Consider the following 24210-nt stretch of genomic DNA (forward strand, 5'->3'; position numbering starts at 1 on the left):
TCCTCGGGCGCGCCGCCCAGCAGGCCGCGCAAACGCTCCCGGAAGGCTTCGTCATAGGGCTCGGAGGTGAAGGGCCCCGCCTCCAGCAGTCTCTCTCCATCGCTGCGGATCAGGGCTGCGTCGAGCCCGTCCAGCGAGGTGCCGCTCATCATACCGAGGGCCCAGCGTTCTTCTTGATCTGCCAAGGCGGCGCTCCACAGCTTCCCAGCTACAACCCGACGCTCAATTGTGCGCCTTCCGGCTTTGTGATAACAGACCGGCCCATGGGGCGATAGCACCAGCCACCCGAATTTCAGCAAAGCGACCGGCAGACCCAATGAGCGAGTTCAAGTCAGAGTTCCTGCGCGAGGTTGAGCGGCGCGGCTTCCTGCATCAGTGCACCGATCCCGAAGGGCTCGACGCGCTACTCTCGGAAGGACCCGCGGTCGCCTACATCGGCTTCGACGCAACGGCGGAGTCGCTGCACGCGGGATCCCTGCTGCCGATCATGCTGCTGCGCCTGTTCCAGCAGACCGGAAACAAGCCCATCGTCCTGATGGGCGGCGGCACGACGAAGATCGGCGACCCCTCCGGCAAGGACGAGGCGCGCAAGCTGCTGGACGACGCCGGGATCGAAGCCAACATCGCCGGCATCAAGAAGATCTTCCGGCAGTTCCTGACCTTTGGCGACGGGCCGTCGGACGCCGTCATGGTGAACAACGACGACTGGCTGAAGGACCTCAACTACATCGAGTTCCTGCGCGACTACGGCCGCCACTTCTCGGTCAACCGAATGCTCTCCTTCGATTCGGTGAAGCTGCGCCTGGACCGCGAGCAGAACCTCTCCTTCCTGGAGTTCAACTACATGATCCTCCAGGCCTACGACTTCCTGGAGCTTGCGCGGCGCCGGAACTGCCGCTTGCAGATGGGCGGCTCCGACCAGTGGGGCAACATCGTCAACGGCGTGGAGTTGACGCGCCGCGTCGACGGCACGCCTGTCTTCGGCCTCACCAACCCGCTGCTGACCACGGCCAGCGGCGCCAAGATGGGCAAGACCGCCCAGGGCGCGGTCTGGCTGAACGAGGAGAGGCTCTCCGCCTACGACTACTGGCAATACTGGCGCAACACGGAGGATGCCGACGTGGGCCGCTTCCTGCGTCTCTTCACCGAGCTGCCGGAGGAGGAAGTCCGGCGTCTCGAGTCGCTGGGCGGGGCGGAGATCAACGAGGCGAAGAAGGTGCTCGCCAACGAGGCGACCCGGCTCTGCCGCGGGGAGGAGGCCGCCAGGGCCGCCGAGGCGACCGCGCAGAAGACCTTCGAAGAAGGAACGCTGGCCGACGACCTGCCCTCCATCGAGCTGCCCAGGGGCGAACTGGACGCGGGCCTGCCCGCCTATGAACTTTTCCGCCGGGCCGGGCTCGCCAGCAGCAACGGAGAGGCGCGCCGCCTCATCAAGGGTGGCGGCGCGAAGCTCAACGACGAGAAGATCGCGGACGAGGCGCAGAGCGTCTCCAGCGCCGATCTATCGCCCGCGGGCGTCATCACGCTCTCGGCGGGCAAGAAACGCCACGCCCTGGTGAAACCCCTTTAAGCAGCCGCGCGCTTTTCCGCTAGACTGCCCTCCATGACCCAGCTCTGCCGAGATTGCGGCGCGCTCCTCGAGGCTGCGCAGAAGCCGGCCCGCTGCCCGGAATGCCGGGGGCACCGGTTGGTGGCCCATGAAGAGCTGCGCAGCCTCTCCATCGCCCACATCGACTGCGATGCCTTCTACGCCTCGGTGGAGAAGCGCGACAATCCGGAGCTGGCCGACAAGCCAGTGATCGTCGGCGGCGGGCGGCGCGGTGTGGTCTCGGCGGCCTGCTACGTGGCGCGCATCTACGGCGTGCGCTCGGCCATGCCGATGTTCAAGGCGCTGAAGGCCTGTCCCGACGCCGTGGTGATCAAGCCGAACATGGCCAAGTACCAGACCGTCGGCCGCGCCATCCGGGAGCTGATGCTGTCGGTCACGCCGCTGGTCGAACCGATCTCCATCGACGAGGCCTTCCTGGACCTGAGCGGCACCGAGAAGCTCCACGGCGGACCGCCAGCGCGCACGCTCGCCCTGCTGGTCAAGCGCATCGAAGAGCAGCACGGCGTCACCGCCTCCATCGGCCTGTCGCACAACAAGTTCCTGGCCAAGATCGCCTCCGACCTGGACAAGCCGCGCGGCTTCGCGGTGATCGGCAAGGCGGAGACCCGCGACTTCCTGGCCGGGAAACCGGTCGGCATCATCTGGGGTGTCGGCAAGGCTCTGCAACGCAGCCTGGAGCGGGAGGGCGTCACCCTGGTGCGCCACCTGCTGCGCTTCGAGGAGGAGGAGTTGATCGCCCGCCACGGCGCGATGGGACGGCGGCTCTACCGCTTTGCGCGCGGCCTGGACGACCGGACTGTTGAGCCAACTTCTGAAACAAAATCAATTTCTTCAGAAACGACCTTCAATGAAAACATTAGCGATCTTGAGACGCTGCGCAAGACCCTCTGGGCGCTGTCCGAGAAGGTGGCCCGCCGCCTGAAGGATCAGGAGCTCGCGGGCCGGGGCGTCACCCTGAAGCTGAAGACCGGTGACTTCCGCACCATCACGCGCAGCCGCCACCTGGAAGGGCCGACACGGCTCGCCGAGGTGATCTACCGGGAGGGTCTGGCGCTGCTGACCCGCGAGTGCGACGGCCGCAAGTTCCGCCTGCTCGGCATCGGCGCCCATGACCTGACGGGCATCGAAGAGGCCGACCAGCCGAGCCTGCTGGAGCCCGAACGCGCCCGCATGACCAAGCTGGAGGACGCCCTCGACAGCCTGCGCGCCAAGCTGGGCGAGAAGGCCGTGATCAAGGGCCGCGGCTTCAAAAGCGACGGCGCCTGACCCTATTCGCAGCCGGGGAGTTCTTCGTAGTGGCTGAGGGAGCCTTCGATGGCGAAGTCGCCCATGTCGAGGACCAGGTGGTCGATGACGCCGTTCTCATAGAGGCGGAAGGACTGTTCCTGATCGGGTTCGCTCTGCTCGCTGCCCTGCTCGAAGAAGGCGGCGCGGGCCTCCCAGCTTCGCAGTCCGGCGAGCGCGTCGACGGGCAGGTCCTCACCGGCGGGGATTTCCTTGCCGAGGATCATGGAGACCTCGTAGAGCTCGTCCTGCGGGCCGCCGTCATAGAGGGGCGCGCCCAGCAGCACCTCCCCCGCCGCCGCCTTGGCGATGGCCTTCTCGGTGAAGGCCATGGGGAACAGCGTTCCCTGCAGCAGCGACACCTCGCTCGCCTCCCCGCCGTCCGCGCTGACCTCGGCGGTCTGGTCGCTGAGCTTGGCGGAGCCCGAGTACTCTTCGCGCTCGCCGCCCGTCAGGCGCTTCAGGAAGAAGCGGTAGTCCTGACCGTCCTTGGACTCCCAGGATTCCAGCGACCAGCCGAAATCGAAGCTGCCGACCCCTTGCGTGAAGGTCAGCGTGATGGTCGCCTTCTGCTCGGCGTTCCAGCCCCGGCAGGCGTCTTCCATCCGGTAGGTCATCTCGCCTGACGCCCCGGCGATCCCGGAGCCCGAGGAGGCCCGCACCAGCTTGAAGTCATAGGTGGCGCTGTGCGGCTGCATCGGAGCGGCCGCCAGCGGTTGGACGGCGGCGAGCGACAAGAACGCCACGGCGGCTAGAAGTGAACGCAAGGTCAGGAACCCTCTTCGCTTTTTCAAAAATCCCACTGTGCCGCGGTCTTCTTTTGGTTGGGACCGCAGCTTGCGCTAGATACTCAAGGAAAGGTAAGGAAGCGGCAAGCGCGCGACAAGCCGCTTGGCCTAAAACCGAATTGAGGCAAGAGAGAAGAGCATGAGCGCCGATCAAACCGCAAAGCCCAGGATTCTCGTGACCCGCCGCTTCCCGGACGCGGTGCTGGCCCGCGCCCAGCGCGACTACGATGCGAAGCTGAACGAGAATGACCAGCTGCTTTCCGGCGACGCCATCATCGCCGCGAGCGAAGGCTGCCGTGCCATCTTCTGCTCCCCGACTGAAAAGATGACGGCGGAGGTGATCCAGCGCCTGCCCGAAAGCGTGGAGATCCTCTCCACCTTCTCCGTCGGCGTCGACCATATCGACCTGGAGGCCGCCAAGGCGCGCGGGATCAAGGTCGGCAACACGCCGGACGTGCTGACCGACGCCACGGCGGACATCACGCTGCTGCTGCTGCTGGCGGCGGCGCGCCGCGCCTATGAGGGCGAACGGATGGTGCGCGAGGACCGCTGGGTCGGCTGGAGTCCCACCGATACCCTGGGCGTCCATGTCAGCGGCAAGCGCATCGGCATCCTGGGCATGGGCCGCATCGGCCAGGCCGTGGCCCGCCGGGCGCGCGGCTTCGACATGGAGGTGCACTACCACAACCGCTCGCGCCTTGCCGCCGAGCTTGAGGAGGGCGCCACCTACCACGAGACCCCGGAAGGCTTGCTGGCGGTCAGCGACTTCTTCTCGATCAACGCCCCGGCGACCAAGGAAAACCACCATTTCCTCAATGCCGAGCGCATCGCGCTACTGCCCGACCGCGCCGTGGTGATCAACACCGCGCGCGGCACGCTGGTGGATGACGAGGCCCTGATCGCGGCGCTCAAGTCCGGCAGACTGGCCGCCGCCGGGCTCGATGTCTTCGAGGGCGAGCCGAAGATCCATCCCGGCTACCGCGACCTCTCCAACTGTTTCCTGCTGCCGCACATGGGCAGCGCGACGGAGGAGACGCGCGACGCCATGGGCTTCAAGGCGCTCGACAATCTGGATGCGCACTTCGCCGGGAAGCCTCTGCCGGCGGAGGTGGCCTAGAGCCCATGCGCTTTCCCAGGGTCATCCGGCTCGACGCCTCCGATGCGCAGATCTTCTCGCCGGCGGCGGAGTCCGGCGAATGGGCGCTGACCGGGTCCTTCGCCTTCTTCGGGGTGGAGGGCGCGCAGTTGGAAGGCAAGGAGAAGATCGCCTTTGCCTCCGGCTGGCTGGGCAGCGAGTCCTGGGGCCGCGCCTCCCTGGTCGAGGTGGCGGAGATCGACGAGGCCGAATTTCATCAGGTGATCGAACGTCTGGCCCGCCACTTCGTCGAGCGCTACGGCGCGCCCTCCCTGGTCGAGGCCTTGCCGGCGGCGCGCCAGGAGGCTGAGGACGCCGCCTCTCTCGCCGAACACAAGATCGGCACCCTGCTGGCCATCGAGCGCGAACCGGCCGGGCCGCAGCCCGACGGCAGTCCCAGCTTCACCGAGCGGCTGCGGGTCATTCAGCCCCAGCGCGCGACCGACCACGCCAAGATCTGGAACTTCACCGAAGATCAGGACTAGGCGGAAACCGCTTTCCAGGACGGGCGCTGCGCCAAGGCCCGCCACCAGGCCGCCCAGCGCGGGCGCTCCCCGATCAAGGCCGTCCCCTCCTTCGCTTCCCGCAGATAGGCGATCATGGGGCCTGCCAGCAGGTCGGCCAGACAGGGCCGCTCCCCCAGGAAATAAGGGTCGCCGGTCATCAGGTCGGCGATGGCGTCCAGGGCAAGCGCGGCCTTTGGCAGCGCCCTTTCGATCCGCTCCTCATCGGCAGCGCCGCCCTCCGCGGGTTTGGCGACCCGCTCGACGTAGATATCCCAAACCCAGGTCCGGTAGGCGTAGGCATCGAGTATGCCCATGATCTGATCCTGCCGGGCGCGCGCGCGAAGGCCCTCCGGGCCCAGCGGCGGAACCGGAAAGGCGGCATCGAGATAGCGCAGGATCGCGCCGGTCTCATAGAGCCGGAAGCCGTCATGCTCTAAAGCCGGGATCTTGAGAAAGGGCTGCCGGGCGGCATAGTCCGCCGGCGGGCCGCCTTCGGCGAAGATGTCCACGGGGATCAGGTCGTAGGCGACGTCCTTCTCCTCCAGCGCGAGGCGCACCGCGCGGACATAGACGCTGTAGGCCGCCCCATAGAGCTGGACGGCCGCGCCGGTCACACCGCTGGTTCCTGCTGCGTGATGCAGTGGATGCCGCCGCCGCCGAGCAGGATGTCGGAAACCTCGACCTGCACCACCTCGCGGTCGGGGAAGACGGCCTTCAGCGTCTCGAAAGCCGGTTCGTCCTTCGCGTCGCTGAAGGCGGGCATGACCACGCCGCCGGTCGGCAGGTAGAAGTTGATGTAGGAGAGTCCGAGGCGCAGGCCGTCGTCGCCCTTGCGCCGCTTGGGCTGCTCCAGCTCGACGATCTCCAGCTCACGGCCCTGGGCGTCACGCGCCGCTTCCAGCCGCGCCTTGGCGTCGAGATAGACCTTGTGGTTGTAGTCCTTCTCGTCGTGGCAGGCGTGCAGCAGCACCTTGCCCGGCTCGGCGAAGCAGCAGAGGTTGTCCACGTGTCCGTCCGTGTGGTCGTCCTCCAGCCCCTCGCCCAGCCAGATGATGGTCTCCACGCCCAGGAAGGCGCGCAGGTTCTCCTCGATCTGCTCGCGCGTCAGGCCCGGATTGCGGTTCTCGTTCAAGAGGCACTGCTCGGTGGTGATCAAGGTGCCTTCGCCATCCACGTGGAAGGACCCGCCCTCCATCACCAGCGGCGCTTCGAAACGCTCAAAGCCCAGGTGCTCCAATACCGCGCCCGCCACCTGCGCGTCCTTGTCGTAGGGCGGGAACTTGCCACCCCAGCCGTTGAAGAGCCACTGCACCCCGCCGATGCCGCCCTTGCCGTCGACCAGGAAGGTCGGGCCGTTGTCGCGCATCCAGGAATCGTCGTGTTCAAGGGGATGGGTGCCGACGCCCGACCCGCTGCCGCAATGGAGCGAGACCTCGGCCACGTTCTCCGGGTTGGCGATCATGGTCACCGGCTCGAAGCGGGCGATGGCGCGGGCCACCTCGGCATAGGCTTCACGGGCCGCATCCAGGCCTTCCGCCCAGAGGCTTTCGCGGCAGGGCCACTCCATCCAGGTGCGCTTGTGCGGCGCCCATTCGGGCGGCATGTAGAACCCTTTGTCGGCGGGACGCGTCAAGGCCCTCTCCCACGGCAGTTGCTAGGCGAAAGCGACTCTAGAAGAGCTTTCGGAGGCTGTCCACGAACCAGACTGTGACAGCCTTCAAATCATTGAAATATTAGAAGAAACTACTCAGCGCTTTTCTTCTGCGGCGGCAGGGCTATGCGAAGGTGCAGCTCACGCAGGCGCTCTTCCGGGACTTCGGCGGGCGCGCCCATCATCAGGTCTTCGGCTCTCTGCGTCATGGGGAAGGCCACGATTTCGCGCAAGTTGGGCTCGTCGGCCAGCAACATGACGATGCGGTCGATTCCCGGCGCGGAGCCGCCGTGCGGCGGCGCACCGTAGCGCAGGGCGGAAAAGAGGCCGGAGAAACGCTCCTCCACGTCCTGAGCGGAATAGCCGACCAGCTCGAAAGCCTTGACCATCACCTCCGGCAGGTGGTTCCGGATGGCGCCGGACGAAAGCTCGACCCCGTTGCAGACGATGTCGTACTGGAAGGCCTTGATCTCCAGCGGGTCCATGGTCTCGAGCGCTTCCATCCCGCCCTGCGGCATGGAGAAGGGGTTGTGGGAAAAGTCGATCTTCCCGGTCTCCTCGTCCAGCTCGTACATCGGGAAGTCGACGATCCAGCAGAACTTGAAGACGCCCTTTTCCAGCAGGTCCAGGTCCTCGCCGACGCGCGTACGCACGGTGCCCGCGAACTTGGCGGCCGACAGCGGCTTGTCGCAGGCGAAGAAGACGGCGTCGCCGTCCTTGAGGCCCGCCAGCTCCTTGATCTTGGCGACTCGTTCAGGCTCCAGGTTGCGGGCGATGGGGCCCTTGCCCTCGCCGTCCTCGTAGATGATGTAACCGAGACCGGGTGCGCCTTGCGTCTGCGCCCAGGAGTTCAGCTTGTCGAACCAGCTGCGCGGCTGGCTTCCGGCGCCCGGCGCCGGGATCGCGCGCACGGCAAAACCCTTCTCCTTGATCAGCTTGGCGAAGATGCCGAAGCCGCCGCCGTCGAAGGCCTCCGAGACGTCCGCGATCTCGATGGGGTTGCGCAGGTCCGGCTTGTCCGAGCCGTACTTCAGCATGGCCTCCTCGTAGGGGATGCGCGGGAAGGGCGGCTTGGTGACCTGCTTGCCGTTCGCGAACTCCTCGAAGACGCCGGCCAGGACCGGCTCGATGGCGGCGAAAACGTCGTCCTGGGTGACGAAGGACATCTCGAAGTCGAGCTGATAGAACTCGCCCGGCGAGCGGTCGGCGCGCCCGTCCTCGTCCCGGAAACAGGGCGCGATCTGGAAGTAGCGATCGAAGCCCGCGATCATCAGCAACTGCTTGAACATCTGCGGCGCCTGGGGCAGCGCGTAGAACTTGCCCGGGTGCAGGCGGCTCGGCACCAGGTAGTCGCGCGCGCCCTCCGGGCTGGAAGCGGTCAGGATCGGCGTCTGGAACTCGGTGAAGTCCTGCTCGATCATGCGGCGACGGATCGACGAGATGATCTCCGAGCGCAGCACGATCTTGCGATGCATCTTCTCGCGCCGCAGGTCGAGGTAGCGGTAGCGCAGACGCACCTCCTCGCCCGAATCCTCATCCGAGTTGACCTGCAGTGGCACCTGCTCTGCCGCCGACTGCACCTCGAAGGATTGGATCTTCACCTCGATCTCGCCGGTCGGCAGCTTGGGGTTCACCGTCTCGGCGGTGCGCTTGACGACCGTTCCCGTGACCGTGACCACCGACTCGTTGCGCGCCCGCTCCACCGTCGCGAACAGGTCGCTGGAGATGTCCAGGACGCACTGCGTCAGGCCGTGGTGGTCACGCAGGTCCACGAACAGCAGCTGACCGTGGTCGCGCTTGCGGTGGATCCATCCGGACAGGCGGACTTCCTCTCCGGCGTCGGCGAGGCGCAGGGCCCCACAGGTATGCGTGCGGTAGGGGTGCATGAAAAGGCGCTCTTTTCCAGATGAAGGACGTCGGGTGACTTTGCCGTTAAAATCGCCACCGGGTGATGCAACGTCGCGGCCCGGAAGTCAACCGGAACGGCGCGTCAAGGCAGTCTGCGGTCCTGCAGTCCATACCAGGTCAGAAGCGGCGCCAGGAACCAGGGATTGCCGTTGTAGAAGGGCCGGGTCTGGAAGGGCTCGCCGGAGAACCAGGTCCGCGAGCGCTCCCGGTCGCCCAGCAGGCGGTAGGCGGCCTTCTCTCCCAGCCAGCGCGCCCAGATCACACCGGAGCCGCAATAGCCGTTGGCGTAGAGCGCGCCGTCCCGTTCCACCAGCTTTGGCAGATAGTCGAAGGTGTAGGCGACGTTGCCCCACCAGACGTGGGAGACCTCGGTATCCCGAAGCTCGGGGAAAATCCCGGTCATCATGGCCTTCAGGGAGCGGGCTTTCTCTTCCGCCGAATCAGAGAGCGCGCCCGCGCGCCCGCCGAACAGGATGCGCTTTCCGTCCGGCGTCGGGCGGTAGTAGTTGAGCAGCTTGCGGCTCTCCCCCACTGCGCGGCCTTTCGGCATCAGGGAGGCCATGAGGTTCGGCGAAAGCGGCTCGGTGACGATGATCTGGCTTGAGACCGGCACCAAGCGCCGCCGCGCCCAAGGGGCCGCTTTGTCCGCGTAGCCATTGACTCCGACGATGAGGTCGCGCGCCCGCAGCTCGCCCCCGGCCGTCTTCAGGCGGAAGCCATCGCCCTCGCGCTCGAAACCCTCGACGGCGCAGTGGCCGAGGACGCGCGCGCCCGCCTCGCGCGCGAGCTTCAGCATGGCTTCATGAAGCAGCCCCGGGTGAAGCTGGCCCATGTCCGGGCGCACCATGCCGCCGTAGTAGAACTCCGTGCCCAGTTCTTCCTGCTGGCGGTCGCGCGAGACCATGCGGGCCTCGATGCCGAGATGCTTGTTGTAGAGCTCGCACTCGCGGGCCTTCGCGTCGTAGTGCTTGGGGCTGTTGAGCGCATCGAAGCGCCCGTTGTGCCGATAGCCGACCTCCAGCTTCTCCTCCTCCAGGAAGCGGGACAGGGCCTGGCGCGCCTCCAGCCCTTCGCGGTGCATGCCGACGCCCTTCTCCTCGCCGAAGCGCTCGATCGAGCCTGCGAGGGAAAAGTAGAGACTGCCGCTGGCGATCCCGCCGTTGCGGCGCGAGGCGCCCTCGCCCGGCGCGGCCTTGTCGAAGACCTGCACGCTGCGTCCGGCGCGCGCCAGCACGAGTGCCGCGGCCAGCCCGGTGAAGCCTGCCCCGATGATCGCGACGTCACAGTCGCCAGCCGGGCGCGGCGGCTCGGCCGGCGGGTTCTCCAAGGGGGCGGCTTCCAGCCAATAGGGCAGGTTCAGCATCAAAGGGCCTTCGTCATTCGGTCCTGCGTTGGGAAATCGCGGCCAAAGCTAGCTACAGCTCTGCGCCTCCTGTCAACGAGGCCCTTCCTTTTTGGGCGGTGAGCGGCTAAGTCAATCGGCCATGAGCCTTATCACCGAGAGCAAAGCCCTGGCCGACTTCTGCCACGAGCAGAAGGGCGAGCCCTTCATCACCGTCGATACCGAGTTCCTGAGGGAGAGCACCTATTGGCCCAAGCTCTGCCTGGTGCAACTCGGCGGTGCCCAGCGCGCCGTCGCCGTCGATGTGCTGGCCAAGGGCATCGACATTCAGCCCCTGCTGGACCTGATGGCCGACGGCAGCATCATCAAGGTGTTCCACGCCGGACGGCAGGACATGGAGATTTTCCACCGTCTTATGGACGGCGAACTGCCCCATCCGATCTTCGACACGCAGGTAGCCGGCATGGTTTCCGGTTTCGGCGATCAGGTCTCCTACGAGCGTTTGGTAAAGGACATCCTGGACGAGCAGGTCGACAAGGGCAGCCGCTTCACCGACTGGGCGCGCCGCCCGCTGACCGACCGGCAGCTTGAGTATGCGCTGGCCGACGTCACCCATCTGCGCGGCCTTTACGTGCATATGAAGCAGATGCTGGAGGCGAGCGGCCGCGCGTCCTGGCTGGCCGCCGAGATGGATATCCTGACCGACCCGGGCACCTACGCGAACGATCCCGAAAAGGCCTGGATGCGCATCAAGTCGCGATCCGACAACAAGCGCTACCTCGCGGCCCTGAAGGAGCTGGCCGCCTGGCGGGAGCGCGAGGCGCAGGCGCGCGACATTCCGCGCAACCGCATGCTCCGGGACGAGCAACTGGTCGAGATCGCGGTGCACCGCCCGGACAGCCCGGAGGCCCTCTCTCGAACGCGGGGGGTCAGCGCCGACATGGCGCGCGGCAAGCTGGGCGACGGCATCCTGAAGGCGATTGAGGCGGCGGCCAACCTGCCGCGCGAGGCGTTGCCGAGCCCACCCAAGCGCCCGGTGATCCCGCCCGGCCTTGGCCCGGTGGTCGAACTCCTGAAGGTCCTGTTGAAGGCGCGTTGCGAGGCGCATGACGTGGCCCAGAAACTGGTCGCCAACACCTCCGATCTGGAACAGATCGCCGCCGACGACCAGGCGGACGTGGCGGCGCTCAAGGGCTGGCGGCGTGAGATCTTCGGCGAAGACGCGCTGAAGTTGAAGCACGGCCGACTGGCGCTGACCCTGGAAGCGCAGAGCGTGACGGTGATCGAGCGCTAGGGGCCTTTCGGCCGCTAGTCTTCCTGACCCCGGTTCTCCAGCGCCTTGTTGAGCGAGGAGAGACGCCTCTCCACCACATCGCCGCCGGGCACCCAGGCGTCCTTGTCCAGCTCCAGGGCCGCCTCCCGCTTCTTCTCCGAGAATGTGAGGCGAGACTGGTGCAGCACCTCGTTGGTGCCGCCCGAGAGCGTGTAGCCGAGCCGGAGGGCGGAGCCCAGCACCACCGCCTCGCGTTGGCGTTTGGCGGGCAGCAGTTCGCGCACCGAATCCACGGCCTTGTTGCCCAGCCCGCCGCCATAGCGCACGAAACAGGAAAGCGCGAGGAAGGCGCGATCCTGATGATCGGCGCCCTCCATGGGCTGGCGCAGAAGCCTCAGGTAGGCCTGCTCGGCCCGGTAATCCGGATGCTCCCGCCAAGCGACATCGGACAGCAGACAGGCCGCGCGCCGAAGACGCTCGGCCTCCGCTGCTTCATCGGGAAACAGGGCGGCTACCCAGTGGAACAGCACCTCGCCGATGTCGCCGAAGCGCCCTTCGCGCCGGGCCAGCTCTGCGGCCATTTCCGCCAGGGGGTCAAGCTCGCGCTCCTCAGGGGTCAGCTTGTCATAACGGCTGCCTTCGCGCAGGCCGTAGGCGCAAAAGACGATATCCTTGGCCTTGCTTGCCCGCAGCACGCGCGACAGCACCGTCGCCGCCATCGGCAGAGTGTCGATGCGCCGCTTGGAAACGCTCGAGAACTGGGACAAGGAGCGCTTGGAAAGACGAGAGACAACGCCCAGCATGGTGTCCATCTCGTCCATGGGTTGGCTGTAGCCGTGAATGACGTGCAGCGGATAGTTGGTCTGCTCGATATGAACCTTGGCGAGTGAGCGCCAGGCGCCGCCCACGGCGTAGAAGTTCCGGCCGGGTTGCGAGCCGAGCCAATCGACGTCGGCGAGCGCGTCGTCGATCTTCTTCAAAGCGTCTTCACGCGCCGAGATCGTATCGCTGGACAGGCGCAGAAGGCCCAGCGGCAAGGTGACGGATGCGCCGAGCCGGCCCTGGTTCAGCGATATCAACTCCAGCGAACCGCCGCCCAGGTCGCCCACGACACCGTCGGCCTTGGGCATCGCGGCCACCACGCCGTAGGCGGCGAAGCGGGCTTCCTCGTCGCCGCTCAAAACCCGGATCTTGTGTCCCGTGCGCTTTTCGACCTGCTTGACGAAGGCTTCACCGTTCGCGGCGTCGCGCACCGCGGCGGTCGCCAGCATCTCGATATCGTCGACCCCGGTCGCCTCGCAGAGCCGCACGAAGCGGTAGAGGTTGGCCAGCGCCATCTCCACGCCTTCGGCGTTGAGCTTGCCGCCTTCGTCCATGCCGCGCGCCAGACCGCAGAGAACCTTCTCGTTGAAGACCGGAACCAGACTGCGGGAAAGCCGTTCGAAGACCACCAGGCGGATGGAGTTGGAGCCGATGTCGACCACCGCCTCACGGCGCAGCCGAGGTTCCGCGGCGGGGCGGCCGCGGTCCAGGGCGGCGCTGTGGGTGCTGCGCAGGCTCTTCATGGCGCTGTAGTATGACCGGGAACGCTAAAGGATTCGAGAACCACTTGCGGCCATTCGGGCTCTAATCCTTATCCAGCACCAGACGGGGCGTGTTCTTCTCGCCCTTCAGGGCCGACCCACGGCCGGATAGGCTGGGGTTCGTCATGAAGTAGCGGTGCGCGCTGAAGGGCTCCTTGCCGCCGTCGACCCGTTCGTAGTTGCCGTCCGCCTTCAGCAGCCAGGAATGCGCTTCGTCCTTCAGGTTGGCGATCATGATCTGGTCCAGGATCTGCTGATGCACCGTGGGGTTCTCGATCGGTACCAGGGTTTCCACCCGGCGGTCCAGATTTCGCGGCATCCAATCGGCCGAGGAGATGTAGATCTTGGCCTGCGGCGAGGGCAAACCCTGCCCGTTGCCAAAGCAGACGATGCGGCTGTGCTCCAGGAAGCGCCCGACGATGGACTTCACGCGGATGCGCTCGGAAAGACCCGGCACGCCGGGGCGCAGACAGCAGATGCCGCGAATCACGAGATCGATCTCGACCCCGGCCTGGGAAGCCTTGTAGAGCGCGTCGATGATCCGCCCGTCGACCAGGGAGTTGACCTTGACCCAGATCGAGGCGGGACGCCCAGCCTTGGCGTGCTCCACCTCCTCCTCGATCATCTCAAGGATGCGTCCGCGCAGCGTGATGGGAGAGATCGCCAGCTTCTCCATCATCTGGGGCCGGGCATAGCCGGTCATGTAGTTGAAGAGCTTGGCCGCGTCGCGGCAGAGCGCCGGGTCGATGGTGAAGAAAGAGAGGTCGGTGTAGATCTTGGCCGTGATCGGGTGGTAGTTGCCGGTCCCGAAGTGGACATAGGAGCGCAAGCCGCCGCCTTCGCGCCGCACCACCATGGAGACCTTGGCGTGGGTCTTCAGGTCGATGAAGCCGTAGACGACCTGCACGCCCGCGCGCTCCAGGTTGCGCGCCCAGCGGATGTTGCGTTCCTCATCGAAACGCGCCTTCAGCTCGACCAGGGCGGTCACCGACTTGCCGGCCTCCGCAGCCTCGGTGAGCGCGGCGATGATCGGCGAGTCCTCCGAGGTGCGGTAGAGCGTCTGCTTGATCGAGACCACCTGCGGATCACGCGCCGCCTGACGCACGAACTGCACGACCACATCGAAGGACTCGTATGGGTGGTGAACCACGATGTCCTTGGCGCGGATCGCCGCGAAGCAATCGCCGCCGAAGTCGCGGATGCGCTCCGGGAAGCGCGCGTTATAGGGCGTGAACAGCAGGTCCGGCCGCTCGGAGACGATCAACTGCTTGGTGTCCACCAGGCCGATCAAACCGTCGAGCGCTAAGACATCGGAGGACTCCACCCCCATTTCACGCGCCACGAACTGTTGCAAGCGCGGCGGCATGTCGGCGTCCACGGACATGCGGATGACGCTGCCGCGCCGGCGGCGTTTCAGCGCCGTCTCGAACAGGCGCACGAGGTCCTCGGCCTCTTCCTCGACTTCCATATCGCTGTCGCGCATCACGCGGAAATAGCCGTAGTCCACGACCTCGAAGCCCGGGAAGAGGCGGTCCAGGTGCATGCGCACCACCTGCTCCAGCCGGATGAAGCGGATCTCGGGCCCCGGAAGGCGGATGAAGCGGTCGATCTGCGAGGGCAGGATCATGAGGCCGGTCAGGCTCTTGTTGTCCTCCCGCCGCAGCAGGTCGAGAACCATGGCGAAGCCGAGGTTCGGAATGAAGGGAAAGGGATGCGCCGGGTCGACCGCGATGGGCGTGAGGACCGGGAAGATCTCCTCGATGAAGTAGCGCTCCAGCCATTGGCGCTCGGTCGGCGTCAGACCCTTGGTCTCCAGAACCTGGATGCCCGCATCGCTCAGGTCTTCGCGCAAGCTGCGGAAGATGCGCTGCTGATGCGCCATGAGGTTGGAGGCGCGGGCGTTGATCGCGGCCAGCTGTTGAGCCGGCGTCATGCCCTCCTGGCTCTGCTGGTTGACCTCGGCGTTGACCTGCCCTTTGAGGCCCGCCACGCGGACCATGTAGAACTCATCGAGGTTGCTGGCGGAGATCGAGAGGAACCGCAGGCGCTCGAGCAGTGGGTGGGTTTGGTTCGTCGCCTCCTCCAGAACACGCTCGTTGAAGGCCAGCCAGGAAAGCTCGCGGTTGATAAAGCGGCCCGGCTGGTCGATACCGGGGGCGCCGTCGGGCAGCTCCACCTCGCCGGTAACTTCCGCAACTCTGATGCGATCTTCAGCCTGTTCCAACTCTTCCACCGTTCATAAAACCTTTCTTGAAGATTGTTATAGACTAAAAATAAAACAGAATCATGTCGTTCGCCGCCTCAATCGAAGCGGTGGCTAAAGTCGGGAACCTCCCCTCATGAAGACCCTCTACCTGCTGCGCCACGCCAAGTCGAGTTGGTCCGATCCTTCGCTCGGCGATTTCGACCGCCCGCTCAACGAACGCGGCCGCAAGGCCGCGCCCCTGATGGCCGCGCACATGCGGAAATCGGGGTATCACCCGGACCTGGTGCTCTGCTCCACCGCCCGCCGCGCGCTCGAAACCTGGGACTTGACCGCGCCCACCCTGGGCGGAGAGCCCGAGGTCAAACGGCTGAAGAGCCTCTACCTCGCCCCGCCCTCCGTCCTGCTCGCCAGCCTGCGCCGCATCCCCGAAGACTACGAGAGCGCGCTGCTCATCGGCCACAACCCCGGCATGGAGACCCTGGCCGAGCAGCTCTGCGGCGACGGCAAGAAGGCGGCGCTCGAGCAGCTCTCGCTCAAGTTCCCGACAGCGGCCCTCGCCGTCATCACCGTCGAAGGCTCCTGGGAAAGCTTGAAGCCAGGGGCGGGTTTCCTGCGCGAATTGGCGGTCCCGAAGACGCTCTAAGCCCAGAAACGCTTGAGCTTGCGGTGGGCCTTCCAGACTCCGGGCAGGGCGCTCAGGTGATCGGTGATGCGCGCGGCGTGCCAACCGAGAAGAAGGCCGGAGGCAAGACAGGCAGTCTCCGGCGCGACCCGCTCGTCGGAACGCATCTCGACTTCCAGCTCATCCAGAAGGCGATGCCCCACGACGGCATCGTTCAGCGCGCCGAGGCTGTCTTGGATGCCGACTAGGCTCTTGCGGTAGAGCTTGACGTCCGGCTTGGGATAGAGCGTTGAGAAGAACTCGACCGCATAGCGCAGCTTCTTGCCTTCGATGCGCAACTGGTGGAGTTGCAGCTCCGTCAGCTCGGCATGCTTGTTGCCCAGCTTTGCGAGCCGCTTGGACCGCTTCGAGAGGACGCCCGCCGCGAAGTCCTTCATGGAACCGGCAAGCGGGTCCGCCTCCCCCGGCTCCACCGTCTTGAACCAGCCATCGTCCGCCAGGTGAAGCTGGAGGCGCAGGAGCAGCCCGGTATAGCGCCTGGAGGTCACCACCTCCCGCGCCCGCTCGTAGGCTTTCGCGCGCAGGCCGCCGCTCTTGTCGCGCAGGACGCTCAAGCCGTCCTCGGCGGGCAAACGGCTTTCCATGGGCGCCAGGGTTTCGGTCAGGAAGACGTCCCAGTCCCGCGCCGGGCCGAGCTGCTGCTGGAGCCAGCGCAACTCCTCCTTCAGGTGACCCAGCGAACCAGCCGCCAGGACCGGCTTGAAGAGCGACAGCAGCGCGCGCAGACGCCGCGTGGCGACGCGCATCTGGTGGACCCCTTCCGGATCCTCGCCCTTTAGAACCGCGGGCTCATTCGCGCGCAGGTGCTCATAGCAATTGCGCACCATCATCATGAAGGCGTTCTTGACGCTGACGCCGCGCGGCAGGTCGAGCGGCTCGGCCTTCACGGGAGGCTCGTCCTTGCGCTCGTAGAGGCCATAGCCGCGCGCGGCCTTGCTCTTGGTCTCCAGGCGAAGATCCAGCCCTTCCTGCACCAACATGAGAGCAAGCTCGTAGAGCCGCGTGCTGCGGCCCGATTTGAGCTCAAGCTCGATCTCGCTCAAGGGCGTCTCGCGGCCCGAGGCCTCGATCGAGCCCTCGTCTATGGCCAGTTCGATATCGCTGTCCACCAGACGCAGGGGAACCAGCGTGCGCTCGATCCGCGTGGTGAAGACCGGACCGATCTGCTGGGGCAGGTTCTGGTCCTCGATCCACTGGCGCAGGACCGGGTCGTCCAGCTTGGTGACGTCCGGGCGGCCCTCCTCCACGGCGGTCTCATACTCCGCCATGTGTTGCAGCCCCGACTTGATGGCGCCTGGCACCGGCGCCTTCAGGGTCTGCAGCTTGTGATCGCCCATGTCGCGCACGCGCAACGCCATGCCCGCGCGCTTGAGCGCGAACTCAGGCGTATCGAAATAGGTCGAGACCATGGTGCGCTTGGCGGCGCGTCCGACCGTGAGACTGCGCATCAGGCCGAGACGGCGAAGGCGGGACATCTGTCCCGCGGGGATCGCCAGTTTCAGTTCGATCTCTTCTTGCATGCCGCTCGCCGCCAGGGTTCAGAAGACCGCTACCCTAGGACAAGTGGCCCCACCCCAGCAATTAGAAGGTGCTGTTGAAGGCGCCGCCGTCCAGAAGCAGGTTCTGGCCTGTGATGAATCCCGCCTGATCGGACGCCAGGAAGGCGCAAGCCTCGCCAAACTCGAAAGGATCGCCGAAACGCTTGGCCGGATTGCCCTGCATACGCTCGTTCCAGACGTCATCGAAGGAACGGCCGGACTTCTCGGCGGCGTTCTTGACGTTGGCGCTCAAGCGGTCGGTGTCGAAGGGGCCGGGCAGGATGTTGTTGATGGTCACGTTGTGCTGGACCGTCTGGCGCGAGAGCCCGGCGACGAAGCCCGTCAGGCCGGCGCGCGCGCCGTTGGACATGCCAAGGGCCGGGATCGGCGACTTAACCGAGCCGGAGGTGATGTTGACGATCCGCCCCCACTTGCGCTCGATCATGGCGTCGACCGTCGCCTTGATCAGTTCGATGGGGGTCAGCATGTTGGCGTCCAGCGCCTTGATCCAGTCGTCGCGCTCCCAGTCCCGGAAGTCGCCCGGCGGCGGACCGCCCGCGTTGTTGATCAGGATATCGACCTGCGGACAGGCGGCGAGCGCCTTCTCGCGCCCCTCGGCGCTGGTGATGTCCGCGGCCACGGCGTTGACCGTGACGCCGGTCTCCTTGCGGATCTCCTCCGCCGTGGCCTCAAGCGGGCCTTCGGTGCGCGCGGCGATCGTCACGTTCGCGCCATTGCGCGCCAGCGAAAAGGCGCAGGCACGGCCCAGCCCCTTGCTGGCGGCGCAAACCAAGGCGTGCTTTCCGGCGATACCCAGATCCATATCCTACTTCTCCATCCTTTACGTGGTTGTCGTGTTCGTCGTTATGACTCAGCGCGCGCCGTCGGCGCGCTCCTTAGAGGTGTCGGCCTCACCGGCCAGATTTTCAAGAGCCCGGCGCGCGAGCGGCACGGTAACCCGGCGGCGCTCGGCCAGCGCCATGCGGTCGGTCTCGCGCACGAGATCGCGGGCCATGGCGAAGGAACGCTCCATGCGCGGCAGCAGATAGGCGAGGGCCTCGGGCGCGATGGGCGTCTGACGGTCGGCGAAGAGCTTGACCAGCAGCGCGGCCATCAACTCCTCGTTGGGCTGGGCGATGGAGACGCTGGCGGTGCCCGCAAGGCGCGAGGCGAGGTCCGGCAGCGCCACCTTCCAGCGGGCCGGCGCTTCGCGGCCGACCAGAAGGAGCTTGGCGCCCCGCTCCTGAGCAAGATTGATCAGATGGAAGAGCGCGCGCTCGCGTTCCTCGTCCCCTGCGATGGCGTCGGCTGCGTCGAGAGCGAGCGCGCCGCCCTCGGCGATCACGCCGTCCAGCCCCTCGCTGTTCAGAGCCGTGAGCGGCAGCAGCGCCGCGCCGCTCTCCGCCCGCCAGACCTCGACCAGATGGCTCTTGCCGCTGCCCGGCGCGCCATAGAGAGCCAGGCGGCCCAGCGGCCAGTCGCGCCAACGGTCGATCCAGGCGACAGCGTCGGCGTTGCAGTCGGCGACCATGAAGTCCTCGCGGCCCTGGGCCGCGCGGTAGACCAGATCGAGGGCGAGTTGGCTCACTCGGCCTCCTCCTCCGCCTTCTGCGGAGCGCCGTAGAGCGAGCTGTTCATGTACTGCTTCAGGGCAAAGCGCACCAGGACGCCGATCACCGCCGCCACCGGAATTGCCAGCAGCACGCCGAGGAAGCCGAAGAGCGCGCCGCCGGCGAGCAGCGCGAAGATCACCCAGACCGGATGAAGCTGCGTCGAATCCCCGACCAGCTTCGGCGTGATGAAGTTGCCCTCCAGGAACTGTCCCAGGAAGAAGATCCCGGCCACGATCACCACGCGGTAGAACTCGTCGAACTGCACCAGGGCGAGCCCCACCGAGAGCACCAGCCCCGTGATCGACCCGACAAAGGGCACGAAGGAGAGCAGCCCTGACACCAACCCCACGACCAGGCCGTATTGCAGGCCCGCCAGCAGCAGTCCAACCATGTAGAAGCCGCCCAGAACCACACAGACCAGCGCCTGTCCGCGGATGTAGCTGGCGATGATGCCGTCGGCCTCCTTGAGCAGAGAGACGATGGTGTCGTGGCTGTGGCGCGGCAGCCAGCCGTCGATCCGCGCGACCATCTTGTCCCAGTCGCGCAAGAGGTAGAAGGCGACGATCGGCGTGATGAAGATCAGGGAGAGCAGGTTCACCAGCGCGACGCCGCCGGAGATGATCTGTCCGATCAGCTTCGTGAACCAATCCACCGCCTTGCCGACGGAGCCCTGAAGGCTCTCGCGCACCTGCTGCATGATGTCGCCGTCGAAGCGGTCCTGAAGCGCCAGGAAGACCGACTGCAGCTTGCCGTGCAGGCCGTCCACCACCCTCGGCAGAGCCTCCAGCAGGCTGAGCAGCTGATTGATCAGAAGCGGGCCAACGAGCAGCAGGAAGATCAGCAGAAGGAGCACGAAGCCCAAGGTAACGAGAACGGTCGCGAGGGTCCGGGACAGGCCCCAGGACTCCAGCTTGTCGCAGGTCGGGTCCAGCAGATAGGCGACCGCCATTCCCGCGGCGAAGGGCAGCAGGACGCTGCTGAGGAAATACATCGCCACCAGCAGGACGATAAGGCCAATCGTCCAGAAGCGGACCTGTTGCTCAGTGGTCATGACCGCGCGCTACCCCCTGGGGCCCTCACCCTCCGGCTCACTGAGCTGGCTGAGGCGCGGGCGCGAACTGCGGCGCGGCGCCGTCGGCAGGGGGCTGGCCGGTTTCCGGCTGTTGGGGGGCCGCCTGGCCGGAGGGGGCGCCGAAAGGCTGCACTGCCGGCATCGCGGGGCGCCAGTCCGGCTGCCCGATGCGCTGAGCATCCTCGGCACGGCCGATCTTCCAGCCGATCTGAGGCGCGCCGACCAGCACGAGGTCCTGTTGGCCCAGGGCCGTGGCGAGCCGCTCCGGCGCGCCGTAGTAGTCGAGCATCAGGCGCGCTTCCTGACGGGTCATGCGCTGCATCACCGTCGCCTCGACCAGATTGACCCTCTTCAAGCGGCTCATCACCTGCGACCACTGGTTCAGGTCGTAGACCTCCACCGCGGCGGCCAGGCGCGAGCGCTGGTCGAAGTTGATGACGTTGTTGCGCTTCCAGTTCTCCTGCAAGGCGTCGTCGACACGGGCGGCGGCCCGCGCATAGAGCGACTCCACCGGCTCCGAGCCCTCGCGCCCCACGCTCAGTTCGATGGTCTGGCCCTGACCGCTGCCGCGATAGGCCTGCACCGACAGGCGTTGCGGATTGGCCGGGTTATCCGGACGCACGCGCGTCACCAGCACGTCACCCGCCCCGTGATTGGCCGCGATGGCGGCAAAGGCCTGCTGATCGCCCGAGGCCGTCTTCGCCGCGTCGATGGCGACCAGGTCGGAGAGGTCGCCCAGCGGCACGATCAAGGGCACGAGGCCCCCGGGGCCGGGCCGGGCCGCCCAGGCGCGCAGCCAGGGGTTGCTGTCCGACCAGAGGATCGCCCCGCTGCCGCCGTTGTAGAGCGGCAGCACCACGAGCGGCTTGCTCTGCGTTTCAGCGAAACCGACCGGGATGCTGCGCAAGAGGCTGCGCACCTTTTCCGGATTGAAGCGCACGTCCATGGTCGCGATGTAGCGCACGTCGGAGCGGTTTTCCTGCACCACCCGGAAGTCGCGCAGAAGGTCGCGGGCCCGCGCGTTGTCCAGGGCTGGAAGCCGCGCCCTCTCCGCCTGCGGGACGATCCGCTCCATCAGAATCACCAGAGCCTGCTGCTGAGCGCGGGCGATGGCCTCCTGCTGGGCGGCGGCGGCGCTCTCCGCCGTCACGTCGACGCGCACGCCGAGTACGTCGTAGACACCGGCCACCTGAGCTTCGAGCGGCGCAGCGCGCCCCAGAATCAGGAGGCAGAGAATAGGCAGCGCGATCAGGCTGACGCGCAGCATCGGGAAGAAGCGGAGAGTCATTGCAATGCCGGTCCGTTTCGCTATTGTCCGCGGAACATGGAGGCTAGCAAGCCTTGGCCCCCAAGTCACCCGCATCAAGCATGCCGTTTTCGAGGGTTTGTACATGTCCCGCCTCAGCTACAAGGAAGCCGGTGTCGATATCGATGCGGGCGAAGCCCTGGTCGAGGAAATCAAGCCGCTCGCCAAGTCCACCGACCGGCCCGGCACGCTGTCCGGGCTCGGCGGCTTCGGCGCGCTCTTCGACCTGAAGGCCGCCGGTTTCAAGGATCCCGTCCTGGTCTCGGGGACCGACGGCGTGGGCACCAAGCTGAAGATCGCCATCGACTGCAAGAAGCATGACAGCGTCGGGATCGATCTGGTCGCCATGTGCGTCAACGACCTGGTGGTGCAAGGCGCGGAACCCCTGTTCTTCCTGGACTATTTCGCCACCGGCAAGCTGGCGGTCGAAGAGGCCCGCGACGTGGTCGCCGGGATCGCCGAAGGTTGCCGTCAAGCGGGCTGCGCGCTGATCGGCGGGGAGACCGCCGAGATGCCCGGCATGTACAAGCCGGGCGACTATGATCTCGCGGGCTTCGCCGTGGGCGCGGTCGAGCGCGAGGCGATCCTGACCGGCGATGGCGTCGGGCCCGGCGACCGCTTGCTTGCGCTCGCCTCCAGCGGCGTTCACTCCAACGGATTCTCTCTCGTGAGGAAGGTCGCCGAAAGCGCCGGCCTGACCTACGACGACCCCGCCCCCTTCGCGCCCGATAGAAGCCTTGGAGAGGTCCTGCTGACCCCGACGCGGGTCTACGTGAAGCCCTGCCTCGCCGCCATCCGGACCGGCGGGGTCAAGGCCATGGCGCACATCACGGGCGGCGGGCTGCTTGAGAACCTGCCGCGCGTGCTGCCCGAAGGCGTGACCGCTGAGGTCTCGCTGGACGCCTGGACACTGCCGCCGGTCTTCGCCTGGCTGGCCGAGGCGGGCGGCCTGCCGCGCGACGAGATGCTGCGCACCTTCAATTGCGGGACCGGCATGGTGCTGGTGGTCGACGCCTCGCGGGCCGCCGACGTCCGTGACGCCCTCGCAGCAGCCGGAGAAGAGGTTTTCGACATCGGCGAGATCGCCGCTGGCGACGGCGAACCGCAGGTGCGGGTCTCCGGCGGAGAGGCGACGTGGCCGGCGGCGTGAGCGAGCCCCGCCGCAAGGTCGGCGTCCTGATTTCGGGGCGGGGCAGCAACCTCCAAGCCCTGATCGACGCCGCCGCCGATCCGGCCTTCCCGGCGGAGATCGTTCTGGTCATCAGCAACCGGGCGGACGCCGGGGGCTTGGAGCGCGCAGCGGCCGGCGGGATCGCGACAGAAGTCATCCCGCATCGCAACTTTCCGAACCGTGAGAGCTTCGACGACGCCATGACTGCCGCGCTGGAGGCGGCCGGCGTGGAGTTGGTCTGCCTCGCCGGTTTCATGCGCCTGCTGACCGAGAGCTTCGTCGCCCACTGGCGCGACCGCATGATCAACATCCACCCCTCCCTGCTGCCGCTCCTGCCGGGCCTCGACACCCATGCGCGGGCCTTGGAGTTGGGCCTGCGCCTGCACGGCTGCAGCGTCCATTTCGTGCGCGCGGAGATGGACACAGGGCCCCTGATCGGCCAGGCCGCCGTGCCGGTGCTGCCGGGGGACGATGCGGACCTTCTGGCGGCGCGGGTTCTGGAGGCCGAGCACGCGCTCTACCCGGCCTGCCTGAAGCTGGTCGCAGAAGGCCGGGTCACCGTGGAGGGAGAGCGCTGCCGCGTTTCGGGCGGCACGCCCAGTGGTGCGCGTTTGGTTAATCCGACGGCCTGAGCAGGCTTGCCGGGAAAGGCGCTTTGCGGTTAAAAAGCGCCCAAAGCTATTCACCTTCCGCACGCGGGAGAAGCAGGGGAGAAAGTCATGGCAGACAATGAAGAACTGACGGCCCAGCGCCAGCAGGAGTTCGCGAAGTTCATCCGCTTTTCGACTTGGGCCATCGTGATCACCGCGGTCGTGCTGTCCGTCGTGATCGTGGGCTTTGTCGCCTAAGCGCCTAAGCCTAAGGCCCGGGCTAAGCACCAGACCCTAAGAGCGCTCCAACATCTCTTCCCGGGCCGCCGAGAAGCCTTCCAGAGAGAAGGGGATTGCGAAGGGCTCGCCTTGACGGCCGAGCAGCACGATCTGTCCCTTCAAGCCGCTGGAGAAGGCCTCGATCATCGCCGCGGTGGCCTCCCCTTCCAGAAAGCAGCCGGTGGCTTCGCAGCGCGTTACCTTGAGGGAATCGAAATCGGCCCCACCCTCCCCGGCGCCGCCGTCCACGCGAACCAGCGCGCCCGGCTGGATCAGGAAGCCCAGCGGCAGGATCGCCTGGAAGGCGTACTTGTCCAGCTCTTTGGAATAGGCGACGGATAGCTGGAGCAACTGCCGGTTCTGCTGGCGGTCGACGATGGCCTGGAAGACGTCGCAGGCGGGCAATCCCTCGCGTGGCTGGCACCGCAGGGTCCAGTCCTTGTAGCGCGCGGTCTCCAGGTCCTGCGCCGCTGCCGGCGCGCCGGGCAGCACCAGGGCGAGCGTCAGGGCGAACGTCAGCAAGGCCCAGGCAACGATAGGCGCCCCACGGGCCATCAAGCCGCTGTTTGGCAACCCTTCCTCCTTTTCATCCAGATCGGGGCTGCGCTTGTGCCTGCCCCGCTTCATTGCGCTGGACCGGTCGGGTCAACCAGACCCAGCACCAGCGGCGGCGG

At 66.6% G+C, this 24210-nt stretch carries 23 protein-coding genes; 9 read left to right on the forward strand and 14 right to left on the reverse strand.

Annotated elements, in window-relative coordinates:
- Positions 1–185: anhydro-N-acetylmuramic acid kinase (locus P8X75_10550; GenBank protein ID MEJ1995633.1), on the reverse strand; the 185-nt coding region annotated here is incomplete at its 3' end.
- Between the two features lie 131 nt (positions 186–316).
- On the opposite strand from P8X75_10550, the gene tyrS reads away from it, so the two are divergent.
- On the forward strand, positions 317–1570 hold the full coding sequence (tyrS, locus tag P8X75_10555) for a tyrosine--tRNA ligase (GenBank protein ID MEJ1995634.1): 1254 nt from the start codon (positions 317–319) through the stop codon (positions 1568–1570).
- Between the two features lie 33 nt (positions 1571–1603).
- On the forward strand, positions 1604–2875 hold the full coding sequence (locus tag P8X75_10560) for a DNA polymerase IV (GenBank protein ID MEJ1995635.1): 1272 nt from the start codon (positions 1604–1606) through the stop codon (positions 2873–2875).
- 2 nt (positions 2876–2877) lie between these two features.
- Here P8X75_10560 and P8X75_10565 read toward each other — a convergent pair whose 3' ends face one another.
- The gene (locus P8X75_10565) at positions 2878–3660 is read right to left on the reverse strand and encodes a DUF1849 family protein (protein MEJ1995636.1); all 783 of its coding nucleotides are present in this window, start codon (positions 3658–3660) and stop codon (positions 2878–2880) included.
- Between the two features lie 160 nt (positions 3661–3820).
- Between P8X75_10565 and P8X75_10570 the strand changes: the two genes are divergently transcribed.
- Positions 3821–4798 (forward strand): D-glycerate dehydrogenase, encoded by a 978-nt coding sequence (locus P8X75_10570; protein ID MEJ1995637.1) that lies wholly within the window; start codon positions 3821–3823, stop codon positions 4796–4798.
- 5 nt (positions 4799–4803) lie between these two features.
- The gene (locus P8X75_10575) at positions 4804–5301 is read left to right on the forward strand and encodes a DUF6505 family protein (GenBank protein ID MEJ1995638.1); all 498 of its coding nucleotides are present in this window, start codon (positions 4804–4806) and stop codon (positions 5299–5301) included.
- Here P8X75_10575 and P8X75_10580 read toward each other — a convergent pair.
- The 4 genes from P8X75_10580 to P8X75_10595 all read right to left on the reverse strand — a co-directional run bounded on the left by P8X75_10580 (position 5298) and on the right by P8X75_10595 (position 10244).
- Positions 5298–5936 carry a glutathione S-transferase family protein gene (locus tag P8X75_10580; GenBank protein MEJ1995639.1) on the reverse strand — a complete coding sequence of 213 codons (639 nt, stop codon included), beginning with the start codon at positions 5934–5936 and terminating at the stop codon, positions 5298–5300. The two genes, P8X75_10575 and P8X75_10580, sit on opposite strands and share 4 nt — an antisense overlap.
- Positions 5933–6955: an agmatine deiminase family protein gene (locus P8X75_10585; GenBank protein ID MEJ1995640.1), complete on the reverse strand. Its 1023-nt coding sequence runs from the start codon at positions 6953–6955 to the stop codon at positions 5933–5935. The genes P8X75_10580 and P8X75_10585 overlap by 4 nt, the downstream gene beginning before the upstream one ends.
- A gap of 110 nt (positions 6956–7065) precedes the next feature.
- A complete protein-coding gene (gene aspS, locus P8X75_10590; protein ID MEJ1995641.1) occupies positions 7066–8859 on the reverse strand; it encodes an aspartate--tRNA ligase in 1794 nt (597 codons plus the stop codon).
- Between the two features lie 104 nt (positions 8860–8963).
- Positions 8964–10244 (reverse strand): FAD-binding oxidoreductase, encoded by a 1281-nt coding sequence (locus P8X75_10595; protein MEJ1995642.1) that lies wholly within the window; start codon positions 10242–10244, stop codon positions 8964–8966.
- Positions 10245–10365: 121 nt separating this feature from the next.
- Here P8X75_10595 and rnd point away from each other — a divergent pair, with 121 nt between their 5' ends.
- A complete protein-coding gene (gene rnd, locus P8X75_10600; protein MEJ1995643.1) occupies positions 10366–11517 on the forward strand; it encodes a ribonuclease D in 1152 nt (383 codons plus the stop codon).
- 14 nt (positions 11518–11531) lie between these two features.
- Here the strand turns inward: rnd and P8X75_10605 are convergent, their stop codons facing one another.
- Positions 11532–13061 (reverse strand): Ppx/GppA family phosphatase, encoded by a 1530-nt coding sequence (locus P8X75_10605; GenBank protein MEJ1995644.1) that lies wholly within the window; start codon positions 13059–13061, stop codon positions 11532–11534.
- 61 nt (positions 13062–13122) lie between these two features.
- Positions 13123–15255 (reverse strand): RNA degradosome polyphosphate kinase, encoded by a 2133-nt coding sequence (locus P8X75_10610; GenBank protein MEJ1995645.1) that lies wholly within the window; start codon positions 15253–15255, stop codon positions 13123–13125.
- Positions 15256–15418: 163 nt separating this feature from the next.
- Between P8X75_10610 and P8X75_10615 the strand changes: the two genes are divergently transcribed.
- The gene (locus P8X75_10615) at positions 15419–15928 is read left to right on the forward strand and encodes a histidine phosphatase family protein (GenBank protein MEJ1995646.1); all 510 of its coding nucleotides are present in this window, start codon (positions 15419–15421) and stop codon (positions 15926–15928) included.
- Here the strand turns inward: P8X75_10615 and P8X75_10620 are convergent.
- From P8X75_10620 to P8X75_10640, 5 genes are all read right to left on the reverse strand, one after another.
- Positions 15925–17487, reverse strand: a complete 1563-nt coding sequence (locus P8X75_10620; GenBank protein MEJ1995647.1) for a CYTH and CHAD domain-containing protein — start codon at positions 17485–17487, stop codon at positions 15925–15927. The two genes, P8X75_10615 and P8X75_10620, sit on opposite strands and share 4 nt — an antisense overlap.
- Positions 17488–17548: 61 nt before the next feature.
- Positions 17549–18328, reverse strand: a complete 780-nt coding sequence (locus P8X75_10625; protein MEJ1995648.1) for an SDR family oxidoreductase — start codon at positions 18326–18328, stop codon at positions 17549–17551.
- 48 nt (positions 18329–18376) lie between these two features.
- Positions 18377–19093 carry a DnaA/Hda family protein gene (locus tag P8X75_10630; protein MEJ1995649.1) on the reverse strand — a complete coding sequence of 239 codons (717 nt, stop codon included), beginning with the start codon at positions 19091–19093 and terminating at the stop codon, positions 18377–18379.
- Entirely contained in the window at positions 19090–20169 is a 1080-nt protein-coding gene (locus tag P8X75_10635; protein MEJ1995650.1) for an AI-2E family transporter, read from the reverse strand. The genes P8X75_10630 and P8X75_10635 overlap by 4 nt, the downstream gene beginning before the upstream one ends.
- 37 nt (positions 20170–20206) lie before the next feature.
- Positions 20207–21478: a DUF2066 domain-containing protein gene (locus P8X75_10640; protein ID MEJ1995651.1), complete on the reverse strand. Its 1272-nt coding sequence runs from the start codon at positions 21476–21478 to the stop codon at positions 20207–20209.
- 103 nt (positions 21479–21581) lie between these two features.
- Here P8X75_10640 and purM point away from each other — a divergent pair, with 103 nt between their 5' ends.
- The 3 genes from purM (at position 21582) to P8X75_10655 (ending at position 23515) form a co-directional block, all read left to right on the forward strand.
- Entirely contained in the window at positions 21582–22646 is a 1065-nt protein-coding gene (purM, locus tag P8X75_10645; GenBank protein ID MEJ1995652.1) for a phosphoribosylformylglycinamidine cyclo-ligase, read from the forward strand.
- Entirely contained in the window at positions 22643–23299 is a 657-nt protein-coding gene (purN, locus tag P8X75_10650; protein ID MEJ1995653.1) for a phosphoribosylglycinamide formyltransferase, read from the forward strand. The genes purM and purN overlap by 4 nt, the downstream gene beginning before the upstream one ends.
- 87 nt (positions 23300–23386) lie before the next feature.
- Positions 23387–23515, forward strand: a complete 129-nt coding sequence (locus P8X75_10655; GenBank protein ID MEJ1995654.1) for a hypothetical protein — start codon at positions 23387–23389, stop codon at positions 23513–23515.
- Positions 23516–23551: 36 nt separating this feature from the next.
- Here P8X75_10655 and P8X75_10660 read toward each other — a convergent pair whose 3' ends face one another.
- Positions 23552–24109, reverse strand: coding sequence for an invasion associated locus B family protein (locus P8X75_10660; GenBank protein MEJ1995655.1), 558 nt, complete (start codon positions 24107–24109; stop codon positions 23552–23554).
- Positions 24110–24210 lie beyond the last annotated feature (101 nt).

Origin of the sequence: Limibacillus sp. (genome assembly GCA_037379885.1) — a bacterium.
In the GTDB taxonomy this organism is placed as follows: Bacteria; Pseudomonadota; Alphaproteobacteria; order Kiloniellales; family CECT-8803; genus JARRJC01.

What these genes read in the sequence shown, in the direction of transcription:
- rnd (MEJ1995643.1), top strand. Translation starts at nt 10,366, where the DNA reads ATGAGCCTTATCACCGAGAGCAAAGCCCTGGCCGACTTCTGCCACGAG.
- P8X75_10640 (MEJ1995651.1), bottom strand. Translation starts at nt 21,478, where the DNA reads ATGACTCTCCGCTTCTTCCCGATGCTGCGCGTCAGCCTGATCGCGCTG.
- P8X75_10570 (MEJ1995637.1), top strand. Translation starts at nt 3,821, where the DNA reads ATGAGCGCCGATCAAACCGCAAAGCCCAGGATTCTCGTGACCCGCCGC.
- aspS (MEJ1995641.1), bottom strand. Translation starts at nt 8,859, where the DNA reads ATGCACCCCTACCGCACGCATACCTGTGGGGCCCTGCGCCTCGCCGAC.
- P8X75_10625 (MEJ1995648.1), bottom strand. Translation starts at nt 18,328, where the DNA reads ATGGATCTGGGTATCGCCGGAAAGCACGCCTTGGTTTGCGCCGCCAGC.
- purM (MEJ1995652.1), top strand. Translation starts at nt 21,582, where the DNA reads ATGTCCCGCCTCAGCTACAAGGAAGCCGGTGTCGATATCGATGCGGGC.
- P8X75_10595 (MEJ1995642.1), bottom strand. Translation starts at nt 10,244, where the DNA reads ATGCTGAACCTGCCCTATTGGCTGGAAGCCGCCCCCTTGGAGAACCCG.
- P8X75_10615 (MEJ1995646.1), top strand. Translation starts at nt 15,419, where the DNA reads ATGAAGACCCTCTACCTGCTGCGCCACGCCAAGTCGAGTTGGTCCGAT.
- P8X75_10620 (MEJ1995647.1), bottom strand. Translation starts at nt 17,487, where the DNA reads ATGCAAGAAGAGATCGAACTGAAACTGGCGATCCCCGCGGGACAGATG.
- P8X75_10560 (MEJ1995635.1), top strand. Translation starts at nt 1,604, where the DNA reads ATGACCCAGCTCTGCCGAGATTGCGGCGCGCTCCTCGAGGCTGCGCAG.
- tyrS (MEJ1995634.1), top strand. Translation starts at nt 317, where the DNA reads ATGAGCGAGTTCAAGTCAGAGTTCCTGCGCGAGGTTGAGCGGCGCGGC.
- P8X75_10605 (MEJ1995644.1), bottom strand. Translation starts at nt 13,061, where the DNA reads ATGAAGAGCCTGCGCAGCACCCACAGCGCCGCCCTGGACCGCGGCCGC.
- P8X75_10635 (MEJ1995650.1), bottom strand. Translation starts at nt 20,169, where the DNA reads ATGACCACTGAGCAACAGGTCCGCTTCTGGACGATTGGCCTTATCGTC.
- P8X75_10575 (MEJ1995638.1), top strand. Translation starts at nt 4,804, where the DNA reads ATGCGCTTTCCCAGGGTCATCCGGCTCGACGCCTCCGATGCGCAGATC.
- P8X75_10655 (MEJ1995654.1), top strand. Translation starts at nt 23,387, where the DNA reads ATGGCAGACAATGAAGAACTGACGGCCCAGCGCCAGCAGGAGTTCGCG.